This window comes from Streptomyces sp. NBC_00425, assembly GCF_036030735.1.
Taxonomy (GTDB): domain Bacteria; phylum Actinomycetota; class Actinomycetes; order Streptomycetales; family Streptomycetaceae; genus Streptomyces.
In genome coordinates, this window is record NZ_CP107928.1 from 8703329 (window position 1) to 8719213 (window position 15885).

14 protein-coding genes are annotated in these 15885 nt (G+C 73.7%); 5 read left to right on the top strand and 9 right to left on the bottom strand.

Features of this window, described 5'->3' with window-relative positions; genetic code table 11:
- Positions 1-90 precede the first annotated feature (90 nt).
- Positions 91-861, top strand: coding sequence for a class I SAM-dependent methyltransferase (locus tag OHS82_RS38330; RefSeq protein ID WP_057581492.1), 771 nt, complete (start codon positions 91-93; stop codon positions 859-861).
- Here OHS82_RS38330 and OHS82_RS38335 read toward each other — a convergent pair.
- From OHS82_RS38335 to OHS82_RS38365, 7 genes are all read right to left on the bottom strand, one after another.
- Positions 839-1612: a GntR family transcriptional regulator gene (locus OHS82_RS38335; protein WP_057581494.1), complete on the bottom strand. Its 774-nt coding sequence runs from the start codon at positions 1610-1612 to the stop codon at positions 839-841. The two genes, OHS82_RS38330 and OHS82_RS38335, sit on opposite strands and share 23 nt — an antisense overlap.
- A 225-nt stretch (positions 1613-1837) precedes the next feature.
- Positions 1838-3004, bottom strand: a complete 1167-nt coding sequence (locus OHS82_RS38340) for a serine hydrolase domain-containing protein (RefSeq protein ID WP_057581495.1) — start codon at positions 3002-3004, stop codon at positions 1838-1840.
- A gap of 181 nt (positions 3005-3185) precedes the next feature.
- Complete coding sequence (locus tag OHS82_RS38345) at positions 3186-4154, bottom strand: acetylxylan esterase (RefSeq protein ID WP_057581497.1); 969 nt, start codon at positions 4152-4154, stop codon at positions 3186-3188.
- Positions 4155-4241: 87 nt separating this feature from the next.
- Positions 4242-4829: an Rv1733c family protein gene (locus OHS82_RS38350; RefSeq protein ID WP_057581499.1), complete on the bottom strand. Its 588-nt coding sequence runs from the start codon at positions 4827-4829 to the stop codon at positions 4242-4244.
- Positions 4830-4996: 167 nt separating this feature from the next.
- The gene (locus OHS82_RS38355) at positions 4997-5422 is read right to left on the bottom strand and encodes a MarR family winged helix-turn-helix transcriptional regulator (RefSeq protein ID WP_057581501.1); all 426 of its coding nucleotides are present in this window, start codon (positions 5420-5422) and stop codon (positions 4997-4999) included.
- Between the two features lie 544 nt (positions 5423-5966).
- Complete coding sequence (locus OHS82_RS38360; protein WP_328435539.1) at positions 5967-6617, bottom strand: hypothetical protein; 651 nt, start codon at positions 6615-6617, stop codon at positions 5967-5969.
- Positions 6618-6854: 237 nt separating this feature from the next.
- Positions 6855-7190 carry a helix-turn-helix domain-containing protein gene (locus OHS82_RS38365; protein WP_057581505.1) on the bottom strand — a complete coding sequence of 112 codons (336 nt, stop codon included), beginning with the start codon at positions 7188-7190 and terminating at the stop codon, positions 6855-6857.
- Positions 7191-8321: 1131 nt separating this feature from the next.
- On the opposite strand from OHS82_RS38365, the gene OHS82_RS38370 reads away from it, so the two are divergent.
- Complete coding sequence (locus OHS82_RS38370; protein ID WP_057581507.1) at positions 8322-9152, top strand: putative protein N(5)-glutamine methyltransferase; 831 nt, start codon at positions 8322-8324, stop codon at positions 9150-9152.
- On the opposite strand, the gene OHS82_RS38375 is transcribed toward OHS82_RS38370, so the two are convergent.
- Both OHS82_RS38375 and OHS82_RS38380 read right to left on the bottom strand, forming a co-directional pair.
- Positions 9145-9822: a hypothetical protein gene (locus OHS82_RS38375; protein WP_057581508.1), complete on the bottom strand. Its 678-nt coding sequence runs from the start codon at positions 9820-9822 to the stop codon at positions 9145-9147. The genes OHS82_RS38370 and OHS82_RS38375 overlap by 8 nt on opposite strands.
- A 160-nt stretch (positions 9823-9982) precedes the next feature.
- A complete protein-coding gene (locus tag OHS82_RS38380) occupies positions 9983-12046 on the bottom strand; it encodes a SpoIIE family protein phosphatase (protein ID WP_057581510.1) in 2064 nt (687 codons plus the stop codon).
- 243 nt (positions 12047-12289) lie between these two features.
- On the opposite strand from OHS82_RS38380, the gene OHS82_RS38385 reads away from it, so the two are divergent.
- The 3 genes from OHS82_RS38385 (at position 12290) to OHS82_RS38395 (ending at position 15841) form a co-directional block, all read left to right on the top strand.
- A complete protein-coding gene (locus OHS82_RS38385; RefSeq protein WP_057581512.1) occupies positions 12290-13192 on the top strand; it encodes a hypothetical protein in 903 nt (300 codons plus the stop codon).
- 122 nt (positions 13193-13314) lie between these two features.
- Positions 13315-13683 carry a hypothetical protein gene (locus OHS82_RS38390; protein WP_057581514.1) on the top strand — a complete coding sequence of 123 codons (369 nt, stop codon included), beginning with the start codon at positions 13315-13317 and terminating at the stop codon, positions 13681-13683.
- 142 nt (positions 13684-13825) lie between these two features.
- Positions 13826-15841, top strand: coding sequence for an NADPH-dependent 2,4-dienoyl-CoA reductase (locus OHS82_RS38395; RefSeq protein ID WP_328435540.1), 2016 nt, complete (start codon positions 13826-13828; stop codon positions 15839-15841).
- The last annotated feature ends 44 nt before the right edge of the window (positions 15842-15885 follow it).

The window sequence follows — 15885 nt, forward strand, 5'->3', positions numbered from 1 at the left end:
TCCCTCGAGTGCCTTCGAGGAGACGAACGTGCGCTGGTGCGAACGGGCGCTCTTGCTCCTGAAGCGCCGGACGGTCGTAGGCTGACGTCGATGTTCAGCCCCGAAGGCCCCACGCTGCGCGAACTCGCCGTCCAGGCCCTGTCGTCCGTCGAGCACGGATACGACCTCCTCGCGCCGAAGTTCGACCACACGCCGTTCCGCACCCCGGACTCCGTCCTCGACGCGGTCGCCGCGGCGCTGAAGGAGACCGGCCCCTACGAGGACGGCCTCGACCTGTGCTGCGGCACGGGCGCCGGCGTGGACGTCCTGGCGGCGGTGTGCCGGTCCAGCGTGACCGGCGTCGACTTCAGCGCCGGCATGCTCGACGAGGCGCGCCGGCGGGCGCCGACTGCGGGCCCGAGGGTGTCCTGGGTGCGCGCGGACGCCCGCGCCCTGCCGTTCACGGCCCGCTTCGACCTCGTCGTCAGCTTCGGCGCGTTCGGCCACTTCCTGCCCCGGGAGCTGCCGGGCCTGTTCGCCCAGGTGCACACCGCGCTGCGGCCGGGCGGCCGCTTCGCGTTCCCGGTCCTCGCCCCGCCCCCGCCGTCCTCCCCGCTGTACTGGGCGCTCCTCGGCTTCGACGCCGCGATGCGGGTGCGCAACGCCCTGTGGCGGCCGCCGTTCGTGATGTACTACCGGGCCTTCCGGCTCGGCGAGGTGCGGCGCGAACTGACGCGGGCCGGATTCCGGGTGGAGCTGCGCGCCCTGCCCGGGTTCGGGGCCCGGGGCGACGGCAGCCCCCGGGTCCGTTTGGTCGAGGCGCGACGGGCGGACCCGTGCGGCGACGGCCCGGACGGGGTCACCCGGCCGCCGGGAGCGTGAACGCGTAGACCAGCGCCTCCCGCCGGGTGTCCACCACCAGGTCGGTGATCTCCAGCGGGCGTGCGTACTGGTCGTGCACCCGCCGGGTCACCCGCATCGACGGCGCGTCCTCGAGATGCGTGATGCAGTCCCGGTGGTGCAGGGTCAGGCCCGCCCGGCGCATCCAGTCGTAGGCGCGCCCGAGCTGCGCGGCGCCGCTCGCGCCGGCGCGGTCGCGGCAGCGGGCGAGCTCCGCCACCTCCGCCACGGCCACCGCGGAGAAGGACGTGACCGCCGTGCGCAGACCGCCGCCGTCGGCGTCGGCGGACTCGTAACGGTGGACCAGCGTCGGCCGGTCCGGGGCGAGTCCGAGGGCCTCGGCGTGTTCGGGCGGCGGCGGCTCCCAGCTGACCGCCGTCCGCGCCGTCGCCGGGGCTTCGCCCGCGGACGGCGCGCCCACCGGGAAGGCGAGGAACGCCGGGGAGCCGGCCGCGGTCGCTCCCGGCGGCGGGCCGCTCGGCGAGATCTCCCGTGGGGCGACGCGGCTGCCCCGCCGGTCGGTCTCGACCAGACCGTCGCGGCGCAGCACCTCCAGCGCCTGCCGCACGGTCTCTCTGCTGACGCCGAAGCGCCCGGCCAGCCGGCGTTCGCTCGGCAGCCGTTCGCCGGGCACGACGATGTCGCCCGACGCGCCGAGCAACTCCGCCGCGATCCGCCGGTACAGGGGACGGTCGCCGGCGGACGGGGGGACAAGGGGGGTGGTGCGGGCCATGCCGCGCGCCTCCTGTGAGTGACGTGCCGTAGTCGGACGGAATCGGTGCGCCACCAGATCTAGCATTGGTCTAAACCAGCAGGGAAGGGCGGAAGGCGTGATCGGCCGAAACCGAACCGCCCCGCCTCCCTCGCCGTCGCGCTCCGGCGCCGTGCGCCGCGCCCCGCCCGACCGCGCCGCGCCCCGCTGCCGGGCGACCGTGGCGCGGCGTGGTCGGGCCGCCGCTCACAGTGCGCCGTAGAGGGCGTCCACCAGCGCCGTCTTGCGCGGGTCGTCGGCGATGTGCGGACCCATGCGGTTCATGACGTATCCGAGCGAGACGCCGGCCTCGGGGTCCGCGAGCCCGCAGGAGCCGCCGAAGCCGTCGTGTCCGAAAGCGCGCGGGTTGGGTCCGTAGGAGCCGTTCGGGCCGCTGAGCCAGAGCCCCAGCCCGATCTCCGTCTCGTGCGCGAAACCGGCCCCCAGCACCAGGTCCCGGCAGCTGCCCTGGCCCTCGCGCACCCGCTCGGCGGCCCCGGGGGACAGGACGCGCCGGCCGCCGTACGTGCCCCGGCAGGCGAGGATCCCGTAGAGCGCGGCGACCGCGCGTGCGGTGCCGTGGCCGTTGGCGGCCGGGATCTCCGCGGCTCGCCACGCGGCCGAGTTGGCCTCGGCCGCGCCCGCGAGCGGGTTGGTCAGCGCGGCGATGGCTGCGGGGGACAACTGGCTGAAGACGGCCGCCTGTTCACTGGACGAGACGGCCGCCGGGTGCACCAGTTCGGCGGCCCGGGCGGACTCCTTCTCGGGCAGACCGATCGTGAAGTCGACGCCCAGCGGGCCGGTCACCTCACGCTCCAGGAAGGCCCCCGGCAGCAGCCCCGACACCCGCCGCACGACCTCTCCGACCAGGAATCCGTAGGTGAGCGCGTGATAGCCGGACCGGGTGCCCGGCTCCCACCAGGGCTCCGTGGCGGCGAGACGCCCGGTGGTCAGCTCCCAGTCGTAGAGCTGGTCGAGCGAGTGCGGTTCGCGCAGCCCCGAGAGGCCCGCGCGGTGGGACAGCAGATGCCGCACCAGGACCCGCTCCTTGCCGGCGGCGGCGAACTCCGGCCAGTAGGCGGCCACCGGCGCGTCGAAGTCGAGGAGACCCCGGTCGGCGAGGATGTGCGCGCACAGCGCCGTCGGCCCCTTCGAGGTGGACCAGACGTTGACCAGGGTGTCCCGTTCCCAGGCGCGGGTGCGGGCGGCGTCCGCCCAGCCGCCCCACAGGTCGGCCACCGTCACCCCGTCGACCGTGACGCTGACCGCGGCGCCCAGTTCGCCGCGCTCGCGGAAGTTCTCCTCGAAGGCGGTGCGCAGCGCCGCGAACCGCTGGTCGCAGTGGCCGTGAACCTGTGGCGTGTGCTCGGACATGGGTCCTCCGTGGTCCGCCGGAACCCCGGACCGCGACGGTGCGGCCCGGACCCACCGAACGTACCGACTGGTCGGACTGGAGGGAAGCGGGTCGGGGAGGATCTCCGGAGGGATCGGCGCCCGTCGCCGGTCCGGGTCCGCGCCGGCCCGGGCGGGCCGGCGCGGACCCGGACCGGGCCGATCAGGCGTATGCGCGCAGCCAGCGCAGCTTGGCCGCCTGCTGGAAGGGGCCGCCGCCCTCGTGGTCGTTGAAGTCGTACACCTCGATCGCCTTGTCGTCGTGCGCCCACGCGTTGAAGGCGGCGAACACCGTCGAGGGAGGGCAGGTCTGGTCCTCGAGGGCCGCCGAGAACAGCGCGGGCGCCGCGCCGCGGGCGGCGAAGTGCACGCCGTCGAAGTACGACAGGGTGCGCAGCGCGTCCTGCGTGCGGCCGCGGTGCGTCTTGAGGAACAGGCCTATCTCGCGGTAGGGGTGACGGTCCGTCAGAGTAGCGGCCCGCGGGAAGTCGCAGAGGAACGGCACGTCCGGCGCGACGCCCGCCAGGTCGGACACCAGACCGCCCACGGCTGTCGCGATGCCGCCGCCCTGGCTCCCGCCGACCGCCACGGTCCGCGAGGCGTCGGTCAGCGGGTGCGAGCGGGCCGCCTCGATCGCGCGCACCGCGTCCGTGAACACCCGGCGGTAGTAGTAGCTCTCCGGGTCGTCGATGCCCCGCGTCATGAATCCGGGGTACGAGGGCCCGCCGCCCACCGGGTCCGCCGTGCCGCCCCCGCCGCCCCAGGCGCTGCCCTGACCGCGGGTGTCCATGACGAAGTGCGCGCGGCCCGTCGACGCCCACAGAAGATGCTCGTGCGGCAGACCGCGCCCCCCGCCGTAGCCGACGAACTCCACGACCAGCGGCAGCGGTTGCGTCGCTCCGGTGGGCAGCGTCAGCCAGCCCTTGACCGGGTGGCCGCCGAACCCGGCGAACGTGACGTCGTACACCTGCACCGTGGTCAGGCCCGTGTCGACCGGCTCGAAGTGGGCGTCCAGGTCGTGCTCGCGGGCTTCCTGGAGGGTCTTGGACCAGAACGCGTCGAAATCCTCCGGCTCGGTGGAGGCGCTGCGGTACGTGCGGAGCTCTTCGAGCGACAGGTCGAACAGGGGCATGAAGGACCGCCTTTTGTTAAGTGCCCGTACGAATGATCACACCGTACGGGGACGGCGGGAAGGCTCGCCAGCCCCCGGCCGGCAGCCTCAGGCGGGCCTGCGCCGGCTCCACTGCGGTTCCGTGCGCGCCCATTCCCGCTCCCATTCGCCCAGTCGGCGGCGCATCGCCAGCCGCCGGACCAGGGCGTGCCCGAGCAGAACCGTGGCGGCCGTGCCCCCGGCCACGCACACCCCCATGGTGAGGGTCTGCTGCCACACCATCGTGCTGTTCGGCGGCGGCGCGACGTTGTGGCCGCGCGCGTCGAACCACACGTCCACCGTCTGCCCCTGGCGTGTGCCCGCCGGCACCCGGGCGGGGGCCGTGCGGGCCGGCTCGCCCGGCGGCGTCCAGCGCACGGTCGCCCGGACCGTCTGCTGCCGGCCGCCCTCCGCCGACGGCAGCGCCGGCGGCATGCGGCCGACGACCTCGGCCCGCACCCGGTGGCGGTCGGCCTGCAGCCGCGCCGCGACCGTCCGAGCGTCGTCGTGGGCCCACTGGCCGGCCAGTGCTCCGGCCAGGGGCGCGGCGACCAGCAGCAGCACGGCGACGACGAGCGTCGCCCACGCCTCCACGACGTCCGAACGGCGTCGCAGCGGATTGTGCCGCCAGCGCCAGCCACGCACCCGGGTTCGCATGTCGACCTCCTCGCCGTCACGCGGACGAGTGCCCCCATGGGGGGTCTACCCCGTCTGGAGTACATGGTTTCACGCATCGTTCACGACGGCTCGCCGACGGCACGCCACCCGCACGGGCCCACGCGGGGGCGTGCGGTCCGGCGCCGGGCCGCCCCATGGCGCGCTGACTAGGGGGCGGTCCAGGCGTTGTACCGCTCCAGGTATTCCGCGAACCGTTCCAGGTCCTCCGGCGGCCACTCGGCGAGCCGTCGGCGGAAGGCCGTGCGGCGGCTCTCGGTGACCCGGGCGAGGATGCGGCGGCCGGCGTCGGTGAGATGGAGGACGTGGACGCGGTGGTCCTCGGGGTCCTGGCGCCGTTCGATCAGGTCGGCCCGCTCCAGGGCGGTGACCTGGCGGCTGACCGTGGACTTGTCCAGCGCGTAGTGCGCGGCGAGGTCGGTCGCCCGGCAGCCGCCGCTCTCCTCGAGATGACCGAGCAGTGTGTACGACACCAGCGACAGTTCGGGGTGCAGCCGGCCCGCCGAGGCCCGCGCCCGTCGCGCGAAGACCGTCATCTCGCGCTGGATGGTCTCCACCGCCTCGGCTTCCTGCATGGCCACTCCCTGCGCTCCCGCGTCTGGGTGAGGCTAGCAAGTGCAACAGACATGGCGGTATCGCCGATCCAGGTGAAGCCTGGCGGTGACTGCACCTGGGACTGACCAAGAACTCGGCGCAGCCCTCCTCCGGGCTTGGTCGTACTCGCCTTGCCGAGCGGCGTCGCGGTGTCGCACCAAGCTGTCGGCGGCGTGGGACCGCGCCATGCGGCCCAGCGTTCGACGCCCTGCAGCGGTCGGTCCCGTTCTTGACGGGGGCGAGGCCTCGGCGAGGTCGGCGCCGGTGGCCTCGGGGCCGGCTGCGGTGAGCCGGATCGCGAACGCCGGCTGGTCGGCGTCGGCGCGCGGCGCGAGGGCTGCCGCGCCGGGCGGGCTGAGTTCCGCGGCCGCTACCCCCGCCACCCGTGGCCGGAGGACCCCGGCTGCGGCCGAGCCGACCGGGCGGCTCAACGCGCCCCAGCGGCGGCAGGCTGCCCCGCACCGCCTGCCGCCGGCTGCGTCGACGGGCGCTCCCCGGCCGGGGAGCGCCACGGGCAGCCCGGGGTCAGCCGCCGGCCGAGCCGGCCGAGGCCGAACCGCCGGAGGTCCAGCTGGAGTTGGGCTGCGGCCGATTGCGCGTGCTGCGCTCGGTGCGCAGCTCCACCACGACCCCAGCCGGGCCGAGCAAAGCCTCCAGCGCGTCGGCGAGCCGCTGCGGGTCGCCGCCGAACGGGAGCGCGAGCCGCTCCCGGACGCCGCGCAGGACGAGTTCCAGCGTGAGCGTGGAGACGGCCGGCTTGTAGTCCCCCTGGTACGGCTCCACCACCTTGTGCGTCAGCCGCACCTCGCGCAGGGTCTCGACGGGCAGCCAGTCGTCCGGCCCGGCGGCTCGGACCAACCGCAGGGACGCGGGCACCCCGGCCGGCGCGAACTCCACCCGCAGGATGTCCCGGGCCCGGGAAAAGGCCAGCGCCGGCCAGCCGATCAGGTACTCCAGCCCGGCGATCACCCCCACCACCACGAACACGGTCGACGCCCGCGCCCCGGCCAGCGCCATCCAGAAGGCGACGAGCAGGGTCGGCACGCCCAGGGCGAGCGGAGTGAACAGCGCCGGCCCCGCCGAGGTCAGCGCGTTCCACGCCGGCCCGGCCGGGCCGGCGCGCAGGACCAGATCCGTCGAGTCGGGACCTTGTCTCAGTAAGGGATCTGTGGCCATGCCTCCAGCGTAGGACCCGTCCGCAAGAGCGCCTCGACCATGTCCGGGCCGATGGGCACGACTTCTGACGGCCCGTAGCCCTCAGCCGGCGGGCGCGGCGGACCGCCTGGTTCCAGCAGCGCAGCAGATCGCCCACGCCGAAGACGTGGGCGAAGGGAAACTTCCGGACCATGACGGCTGACGCAGGCGCTGCACGCCCGTACACCCTGTCAGCTGAGGCAATGACCGCGCTCTGCCTCAGGCCGCGGGTGGTTTGGACGCTTCGGCTGCGCGGCGGTGTTCGGCGTTGATGCGCTGGGCTTCCTCGAGTTGGTCTTCGAGGATGATGATGCGGCAGGCGGCCTCGATGGGGGTGCCGTGGTCGACGAGTTCGCGGGCGCGGGCGGCGATGCGCAGTTGGTAGCGGGAGTAGCGGCGGTGTCCGCCTGCGGAGCGCAGCGGGGTGATGAGGCGGGCTTCGCCGACGGCGCGGAGGAAGCCCTGGGTGGTGCCGAGCATCTCGGCGGCCCGGCCCATGGTGTAGGCGGGGTAGTCGTCGTCATCCAGACGCCCGAAGGAATCGTCTGCTGTCATTGCACCTCTCTGTGGAACACGTGGAGGGGCCCTGGTGCCATATCGCACCAGGGCCCCGAGGGAACTACTACACCATCTGCCGGCCCCAGTGATGCGCCGGCCTTCTGTTACCGCGCGCCCGGCCTGAGCGCTGCCGGGGATGCGGGGATCGCGGATGCGTGACCGGAGACCACCTCACTGTCGATGTCCTGCGGTACCCGGACCTACTGTTCGTCCGGGCGATCCTGATGGCGCGGGCTCCTCCGTTCTTCCCTCTGATCGATCACTTGCGAAACCGGTACTGCGGTACTGCTGATGGCCTGGCACAAGCGCCACTCTCCGGCAGCCAGCCCCGTCGCCCGTCCTGCATCTGCTCTGGCTTGGAACCCCACTGCCGAACTTCCCGGTACGCGCGCCCGCAGCCAGACGCCTTTACCGGGGAACCACTGGAAGACACACTGCGGATACTGCGGTCGTGCTGCGGTCCTGCTCATGGCAGCCCCTGATCACTGCGGGCCGCCCGGTCCGGCCGTCAGTCCCGTCGCCGTCCTGCGACAACCCTGGCTTCGGAACTCCACCGCCGCACCGTCCTGCGTACTGCTGCCCGGCAGTTCATTTCTGCCGGGCCCTTCGTGATCTCGTCTACGACAGAAACCATAACCGGCCCGCAATCCAATGTCTACTCCAGCCAGCATAGATTTTCGCGAGTGTGGCCGCGAGGTAGTCGCCCACGGACGGACCAGCGAACGAGCGGATCCCTGGCCTCCTGCGGCTGCGTCTCGTCGCGGATCGCAGCACCTCGTCCGGCTCCACCCGCGATCGGCACCGCACCCTGGAGACCGGCCAAGCGCGGTCGACGGGTCCAGGACCGGGCAGGGGTGGCTGTAGGCGGACCGGGCATGCACGATCCAAGGCCGGGGTGACCTGACGGACACTCGGGGCGGGCACGGCGCTCCGGGGAGCGGCTCGTCGTTGGGGTAGGGTGGCCGTCCGGCTGCGGAGGTCCCCAGTCGCGCGAGGCCGAGGGGGTGAGACCCATTACCGCAGTGTCAGGTCGGGTGCTCTCCTCTCGCGACGGCGTCAGCCGCCGTTCGTAGGCGGTCGAGGGAGCGCCCTTCGGATCCCGAAAGGCTCCCAGGCTCCATGCCTCCCATGTCTTCGCCCTTCCCGCCCGACGCGGCTTCCGCGCCGCGTTCCCCTTCCTCTCCCGGCCTCTCCCGTGACACCCTCGTCGCCGTTCTGCGGGCCGGCGGCTGCGTCTTCGCCGAGGAGGAGGCCGAGTTGATCCTCGCCGCCGCCCGGACCCCGTCCGAGGCCGCCGCCATGGCACGGCGGCGCGCGGCCGGCCTGCCCCTGGAACACGTCGTGGGCTGGGCCGAGTTCCACGGTCTGCGCGTCCGCGTCGAGCCGGGCGTCTTCGTGCCTCGCCGTCGCACCGAGTTCCTCGTCGACCAGGCGCTCGCCGCCGCGCCCCACGCGTCCGTCCTCGTCGACCTGTGCTGCGGCTCCGGCGCGGTCGGCGCCGCGCTCGCCGCGTCACTCGGGCAGGTCGAGCTGCACGCCGCGGACATCGACCCGGCGGCGGTGCGCTGCGCCCGGGGGAACATCGCCGCCGCCCGCGGGCACGTGCACACCGGGGACCTGTTCACGGCGCTGCCGGACCGGCTGCGCGGCCGGGTCGACATCCTGGCCGCCAATGTGCCGTACGTTCCCAGCGCCGAGGTGCCGCTGCTCCCGGCCGAGGCCCGCGAGCACGAACCGCTCGTCGCTCTCGACGGCGGCGGCGACGGACTGGACGTGCTGCGCCGGGTCGCCGCCGAGGCGCGATGCTGGCTGGCCCCCGGCGGCTGCCTGCTGGTGGAGACCAGTGAGCGTCAGGCGCCGGCCGCGGTCGAGGCGTTCGCGCGCGGCGGTCTGACGGTACGGGTGGCGCGGGACGAGGAGCTGTACGCCCACGTCGTCGTCGGGACCCGGGTCAGGTAGCCGCTCCGCTGTCCGCGGGGCCCGGGGAGCGGTCGTCGCCCCCGCGACCCCACGGGCCGTGCCCGGGGAAGCCGCCGTGCCGGTCGTCCCGGCGATGTCCGTCGGGGGAGCCGGACAGGACGCGGTCGGCCGTGTACGCGTCGCCGGAGCGGGACCCGGCGACGGTCACCGTGTCGCCCTTCTTCGGCGCGTCGGCTCCGGAGGAGCCGTGGGCGGACGCGGTGGCGTCGGGACCGAGTTTCCAGGTCCACGAGACGCCGTCCTCGCTCCGGACGGTGATCCGGCCGTCGTCCGCCTTCTGCACCGTGCCCCGCTGCCAGACGCGGACCACCCAGTCGCCGGTGTCGGGGTCCTTCACGGTCGCCTCGCCGTGGGCCGCGTCGCCGCTGAAGCCGAACCACGGGCCGCCGTGGCCGTGCCGCTCCCCGGGCCCGTGCGAGGAGGACGCGGACGGCGATGCGGACGGCGCACCGCCGGAGCCGTCGGAGGCGGCCGCGTACGCGACGGTGCCGCCGAGCGCCAGGACCGCGACGGCCGTCGCCGCGATCACCGCCCGCCCGCGGGGCGACCGGCGACGCCACGACGTGGGCGGGCCGCAGTGGTTGCGTTCCTCGGCGTTCGCCGGCCCCGGGAGCACCTCGGCGGGGTCCGGCTTGTCGGGCTGCTGCATCACGGCTCACGCTCCTCGGCCACGACGGCGGCGTCACGGACACGTCTCCCTGTGATTGTCCGCGGGGACGAGTAAGGAGCCGGTAACAAAGAGCTGTGAATCGGGCACGGCGGCGGCCCTGCGGAGTGCCCGGATTCCGCCGCGCGGCCGCCGCCGGCCGTTACCGCCGAGGCAGTGCCCGCGCCACCAGCAGGGCCACGTCGTCGTGGTTGTCGGGGTGGTGGAGCGCGCTGAGCAGCTGGTCGCAGACCTCCTCCAGCGGTCGCGCGGGATCGTCGAGCAGCGCCAACAGCGCCTCGAGGCGCTCGTCCAGGGAATGCGTGCGGGTCTCCACGAGGCCGTCGGTGTACAGCACGAGCTGGTCGCCGGGTGCGAAGTCGACGTCGGTGGTGGAGAACGCCACGCCGCCCACGCCCAGCGGCGCGCCGGTCGGCAGGTCGAGCAGCTCCGGCGGACGTCCCGGGCGCACCCGCACCGGCGGCAGATGCCCGGCGTTGGCGATCCGGCACCTCCCCAGCAGGGGGTCGTGCACGGCGTACACGCACGTGGCGATGGAGTGGTCCAGGCCCTGGGTGATCCGGTCCAGGTGTTCCAGGAGCACCGCTGGGTCGAGGGCGAGGGAGGCCAGCGTCGTCGTCGCGGTGCGCAGCCGGCCCATCGCGGCGGCGGCGTCGATGCCGCTGCCCATGACGTCGCCGACGACCAGCGCGGTCTTGCCGTCCGGCAGCGGGATGACGTCGAACCAGTCGCCGCCGACCTCGGTGGTGGCGTCCGCGGGCTGGTAGCGGGAGGCGACCTCGAGGCCGCCGGTGACGGGCGGATGGCTCGGCAGCAGGCTGCGCTGGAGGGTGAGCGCGGTGGTCCGCGCGTTCTGGTACCAGCGGGCGTTGTCGATCTGGACGGCCGCGCGGGCGGCGAGCTCGCGGGCGAGCAGCAGGTCGTCGCGGCTGAAGGGCAGCGGGTTGCGGGTGCGTTTGAGGTCGAGGGCGCCCAGCACCTCGCCCCGCGCGATGAGCGGCACGGCGAGGTAGGAGTGCACGCCGGCCCGGGCCAGCAGGCCCACCGCGTCCGGGGAGCGGGCGATGCGCCCGAGGTCGTCGTCCTTGACGTGCGCCACCATGACCGGCCGGCCGGAGCGCACGCACTCGGTGACGAGGCGGTCGGGCGCGTAACCGGCCACCTGCCCGGGCTGATCGGCCGCCAGCAGCGCGTCCGGCTCGTCGACGGCCCGCACCGCGAGGGCGCGGATCACCGCCGACTCGGCGGGCCCGAGGCTGGTGCGCCGGCCCGCCACCACGGCGTCGAGCAGATCCACGGCGGCCACGTCCGCCAGCTCCGGCACGGCCACGTCGGCCAGCTCGCGCGCCGTGCGCTCCAGATCCAGGGTGGTGCCGATGCGGGTGGAGGCGTCGGCGATCAGGGCCAGCCGTCGGCGTGCCGCCTCGGCCTCCACGGCGGCCCGGTGCCGGTCGGTGACGTCTCTGACCGAGACGGCAACGCCCAGCACCGTGCCGCGGGCGTCCTCCAGCCGGTACAGCGAGAGCGACCAGGCGTGCTCCTGGTCCGGGTCCGCGGGGGTGCGGCCCGTCGCGGATCGGTCGAGGAGCGGCTCCCCCGTCTCCAGCACCTGGCGCGCCGCGGCCTCCAGGGCGTCCGCGTCCAGCCGGGGCAGGACCTCGCGGACGGTGCGGCCGATGTGCTCCTCGGCCGGCAGCCCGTCGATGCGCTCCAGGGCCGGGTTGACGGAGACGTACCGCAGGTCGGTGTCCAGGACGGCGAGACCGTTGGGGGACTGCGCGACCATGCGGGTGGCCATGGCGACGTCCCGCTCCAGCCGCCGCACCGTCGTCTGGTCGGCGGCGAGGCCCAGGGCGTAGACCCGGCCCCGGTCGTCCATCAGCCGCATGTTGCGGAACTCGACGAGGCGGGTGGTGCCGTCCTTGCGCCGGATGGGGAACGCTCCCGCCCAGCTCTGGCCGGTGGCCATCACGTCCGCGAACAGTTTCACGACCAGGTCGACGTGCCGTTCGTGGACCATCACGCGGGCCGCGAAGCGCCCGAGCGCCTCCTGCGCCGAGTAGCCGAACAGCTCCTCCGCCTGAGGGCTCCAGAGCGCGATGCGGCCCTCGGTGTCGAGGACCACCGAGGCCACGTTGAGGATGTCCAGCAGTCCGCTGGGCCCGCTCGGGACGCCGTCGGCTGCGGACGATCCGGCTTCGCTCATGCCACGCACCGCCTCCGCACGTCGATGCGGCACGCCGTCCCCCGTGCCGACTCCCCCTGTTCTACCGTGCTCAACCCATTTCTCCCACGCCTTCGGCGGCCCTTCTCCATGCTCCTCCAGTACGCCTTCGCGCGCTGTTCTCCTCAGGGCCCGAACCCGTCCATGAATTTGGTCTGTACATGCCCATCGCGGCCGGGCCAGACTGTCCGCCGAGCGCGCCCACCCCCCTCGACGAGGAGACCCATGCCCCTGCGCCCTGCCCGCCGCCGCACCCCCCTGGCCGGCGCCGCCCGCACCGTCCGCGCCGCAGTTCTCGCGCTGTCCGTCGCCGCGGTCGCCGCCCTCTCGGCGGCCCCGCCCGCCGCCGCCGCCGACACCTGGACCGAGGTCGGCTCCGACCGCGCCGATCCGCTGACCGAGAGCCAGGGGCTGGCCTCCGTCGAGGTGCCGGCGAACAGCGCCAACCGCTACACCGGCATCGGCACCATCCCCATCGGCCTGTCCGTGCGGGGCTGGAACCACGTCGGCGACCCCGACGCCACCTACGGCGGCTACTACGTCGAGCCGTACCAGAGCGATTCGTCCGGCTCGAAGATGTACCGCGTGCAGGCGCCGGGCGGCGCGTGGTCGGAGTACGTCCACACGCTCGGCCCGGGCGAGGCGCTGAACAACTCCTGGGTGGCGATCACCCCGGACAGCCAGTGGATGCTGTCGGGCGAGTGGGGCACCATGACCCGCTTCCTCGTCTTCCCGACCCCCGGCGCCAACGCCGCCACCTCGCCCTCCGCCAACCTGCCGCAGGCCTCGACGGTCCGTCTCGACCACGCCGTCCGGGACGTCCAGGGGTGCGACTTCACCGGCCCCACCACCTTGCTGTGTGCCTCCGACGACCCCGCGGGGACGCTCTTCGGCATCACCAAGCCCCTCCTGCAGATCGATCTGTCCGCCGCCCCCAACGGTTCCTCGGACGTCACCGGTCATGTCACGGCCCTGCGTCAGCTGCCGCTGCGCAGCTCGTGCTCCGGGTCCTTCGAGGCCGAGGGGGTCGACTACGACCGCAGGACCGGCACCCTGCGGGTGATCGTCGTCTCGCCGGGCTTCTGCGTGCTCACCGACAGCAAGACCTACCGCTTCACCCGCGGCTGAGGACGGGGACGGCGACCGCTCCGTCGCTGGTCCCGCTCGGAAAGTGATGCTTTTCTGGGGATGTGGCGCGGTTCGCGGGGAACCCGCACAGCCGCGCCACCGCCATGAGAGGAGCGATCACGATGGATCGCGAGCGATCGCACGAGGAATCCGTCTCCGTCGAGATCAGCGGATGCAGCAAGGAGGACGCCCGGATCGTGTTCGACACGCTGAACGCCTGTTTCGAGTCGGACCGTGGCAGCGGCGAGGATCCGCAGCAGCTGCACGAGAGCCGGCCGATGGTCTGGCTGGGCACCTTCGAGGTCACCGAGGCGCGCGACTGCGCCGAGCCGGCCCGGCTCTCGTCCTCGGTCGAGGCCGACGCGCAGGGCAGCTACTGGGCGATCGAACGGCTGCGCTCCACGCTGGACTCGGTGTTCTCGGTGCGCGACCTCTCCTCGGCCTCCGGGGACCAGGAGCGCGAGCTGCACGTCTTGCTCGAGAGCCGCTGAGGCGGAGTCCGCCGCAGGTCCGCCGGGACGGCGTCGCCGGTGACCTGCGGCACATCACCCCGGCCTGATTGTGCAACTAGTTGCACAACCCGTGCGCGGTCCTCTAGAACTGAGGGACTACCGCCGCGCACGGAGGCCTGCCATGAGCCGATACCCCCACCTGCTGAGCCCCCTCGACCTGGGCTTCACCACACTGCCCAACCGGGTCCTCATGGGCTCGATGCACGTCGGCCTGGAAGAGGCCGAGAACGGGTTCGCGCGCATGGCCGCGTTCTACGCGGCCCGGGCACGCGGGGGAGTCGGCCTCATCGTCACGGGCGGCATCGCCCCCAACGACGAAGGCCGGCCGGGCGAGGGCGGCGCCAAGCTCACCACCGAGGCGGAGGCCGAACAGCACCGGATCGTCACCGACGCCGTGCACGGCGAGGGCGGCCGGATCGCGATGCAGATCCTGCACTTCGGCCGCTACGCCTACCACCGGGACCTGGTCGCCCCCAGCCCGCTCCAGGCGCCCATCAGCCCCTTCGTGCCCCGCGAGCTGACCGACGCCGACATCGAGCGAACCATCGACGACTACGCCCGCACCGCCCGTCTGGCCCGGCAGGCCGGCTACGACGGCGTCGAGATCATGGGCTCCGAGGGCTACCTCGTCAACGAGTTCATCGCGGCGCAGACCAACCACCGCACCGACCGCTGGGGCGGCGCTTACGAGAACCGGATGCGGTTCCCGGTCGAGATCGTCCGACGGGTGCGCGAGGCGGTCGGCGAGGACTTCATCGTCGTCTACCGGCTGTCCATGCTGGACCTGGTGCCCGGCGGATCGACCCTCGACGAGGTCGTCACCCTCGCCAGGGCCGTCGAGGCCGCCGGCGCGACCATCATCAACACCGGCATCGGATGGCACGAGGCGCGTATCCCCACCATCGCCACCTCGGTGCCGCGCGGCGCCTACACCTGGGTGACGAAGAAGCTGATGGGCGCGGTCTCCGTGCCCCTCGTCACCACCAACCGCATCAACACCCCCGAAGTGGCCGAGCAGTTGCTCGCCGACGGCTGCGCGGACATGGTGTCGATGGCCCGCCCGATGCTCGCCGACCCCGACTTCGTCAACAAGGCCGCGGCGGGCACGCCCGAGGCGATCAACACCTGCATCGGCTGCAACCAGGCCTGCCTGGACCACACCTTCAGCGGCAGGATCACCTCCTGTCTGGTCAACCCGCGCGCCTGTCACGAGACCGAGCTGGTCCTCGCCCCGACCCGGCTGCGCAAGCGGGTCGCCGTGGTGGGCGCGGGCCCGGCCGGTCTGGCATGCGCGGTGAGCGCGGCCGAACGCGGCCACGACGTCACGCTCTTCGACGCCGCGAGCGAGATCGGCGGCCAGCTCAACGTGGCCCGCAGGGTCCCCGGCAAGCAGGAGTTCGACGAGACGCTGCGCTACTTCCGCCACCAGCTCGACGCCCACGGCGTCGACGTGCGACTGGACACGTTCGTCGCCGCCGAGGACGTCGCCGGTTACGACGAGGTCGTCGTCGCCACCGGCGTAAGCCCCCGCACCCCCGACATCCCCGGGGCCGACCACCCGAGCGTCGTCGGCTACCTCGACGTGCTGCGCGACGGCGCGCCCGTCGGCGACCGCGTCGCGATCCTCGGGGCGGGCGGCATCGGCTTCGACGTCGCCGAGTTCCTCACCGACGGCGGCGGCAAGACGAGCGAGGACCCCGCGGCCTACTTCCGTCAGTGGGGTGTGGACATGGACTACCAGGGGCCCGGCGGTCTCGCCGCCCCCGAGCGGGCCGTCCCGCCGCGCACCGTCCACCTCCTGCAGCGCAAGACCAGCAAGGTCGGCGCGGGCCTCGGCAAGACCACCGGCTGGATCCACCGCACCGAGCTCAAGCACCGGGGCGTCACCATGGTCCCGGGCGTGCGCTACGACCGGATCGACGACGCCGGGCTGCACGTCACCGTGGGCGGGCAGAGCACGGTCCTGGAGGTCGACACCGTCGTCCTGTGCACCGGCCAGGACCCGCGCCGCGACCTCTACCACGCGCTGGTCGCCGCAGGCCGCAGCGTGCACCTCATCGGCGGCGCGGACGTGGCCGCCGAGCTGGACGCCAAGCGCGCCGTCCAGCAGGGCACCGAGCTGGCGGCGGCGCTGTAGGCCGGCCACGCGGAGCCGTCCGGGACCGTCCCTAGGATGACTGC

What these genes read in the sequence shown, in the direction of transcription:
- OHS82_RS38330 (WP_057581492.1), top strand. Translation starts at nt 91, where the DNA reads ATGTTCAGCCCCGAAGGCCCCACGCTGCGCGAACTCGCCGTCCAGGCC.
- OHS82_RS38335 (WP_057581494.1), bottom strand. Translation starts at nt 1,612, where the DNA reads ATGGCCCGCACCACCCCCCTTGTCCCCCCGTCCGCCGGCGACCGTCCC.
- OHS82_RS38340 (WP_057581495.1), bottom strand. Translation starts at nt 3,004, where the DNA reads ATGTCCGAGCACACGCCACAGGTTCACGGCCACTGCGACCAGCGGTTC.
- OHS82_RS38345 (WP_057581497.1), bottom strand. Translation starts at nt 4,154, where the DNA reads ATGCCCCTGTTCGACCTGTCGCTCGAAGAGCTCCGCACGTACCGCAGC.
- OHS82_RS38350 (WP_057581499.1), bottom strand. Translation starts at nt 4,829, where the DNA reads ATGCGAACCCGGGTGCGTGGCTGGCGCTGGCGGCACAATCCGCTGCGA.
- OHS82_RS38355 (WP_057581501.1), bottom strand. Translation starts at nt 5,422, where the DNA reads ATGCAGGAAGCCGAGGCGGTGGAGACCATCCAGCGCGAGATGACGGTC.
- OHS82_RS38360 (WP_328435539.1), bottom strand. Translation starts at nt 6,617, where the DNA reads ATGGCCACAGATCCCTTACTGAGACAAGGTCCCGACTCGACGGATCTG.
- OHS82_RS38365 (WP_057581505.1), bottom strand. Translation starts at nt 7,190, where the DNA reads ATGACAGCAGACGATTCCTTCGGGCGTCTGGATGACGACGACTACCCC.
- OHS82_RS38370 (WP_057581507.1), top strand. Translation starts at nt 8,322, where the DNA reads ATGTCTTCGCCCTTCCCGCCCGACGCGGCTTCCGCGCCGCGTTCCCCT.
- OHS82_RS38375 (WP_057581508.1), bottom strand. Translation starts at nt 9,822, where the DNA reads ATGCAGCAGCCCGACAAGCCGGACCCCGCCGAGGTGCTCCCGGGGCCG.
- OHS82_RS38380 (WP_057581510.1), bottom strand. Translation starts at nt 12,046, where the DNA reads ATGAGCGAAGCCGGATCGTCCGCAGCCGACGGCGTCCCGAGCGGGCCC.
- OHS82_RS38385 (WP_057581512.1), top strand. Translation starts at nt 12,290, where the DNA reads ATGCCCCTGCGCCCTGCCCGCCGCCGCACCCCCCTGGCCGGCGCCGCC.
- OHS82_RS38390 (WP_057581514.1), top strand. Translation starts at nt 13,315, where the DNA reads ATGGATCGCGAGCGATCGCACGAGGAATCCGTCTCCGTCGAGATCAGC.
- OHS82_RS38395 (WP_328435540.1), top strand. Translation starts at nt 13,826, where the DNA reads ATGAGCCGATACCCCCACCTGCTGAGCCCCCTCGACCTGGGCTTCACC.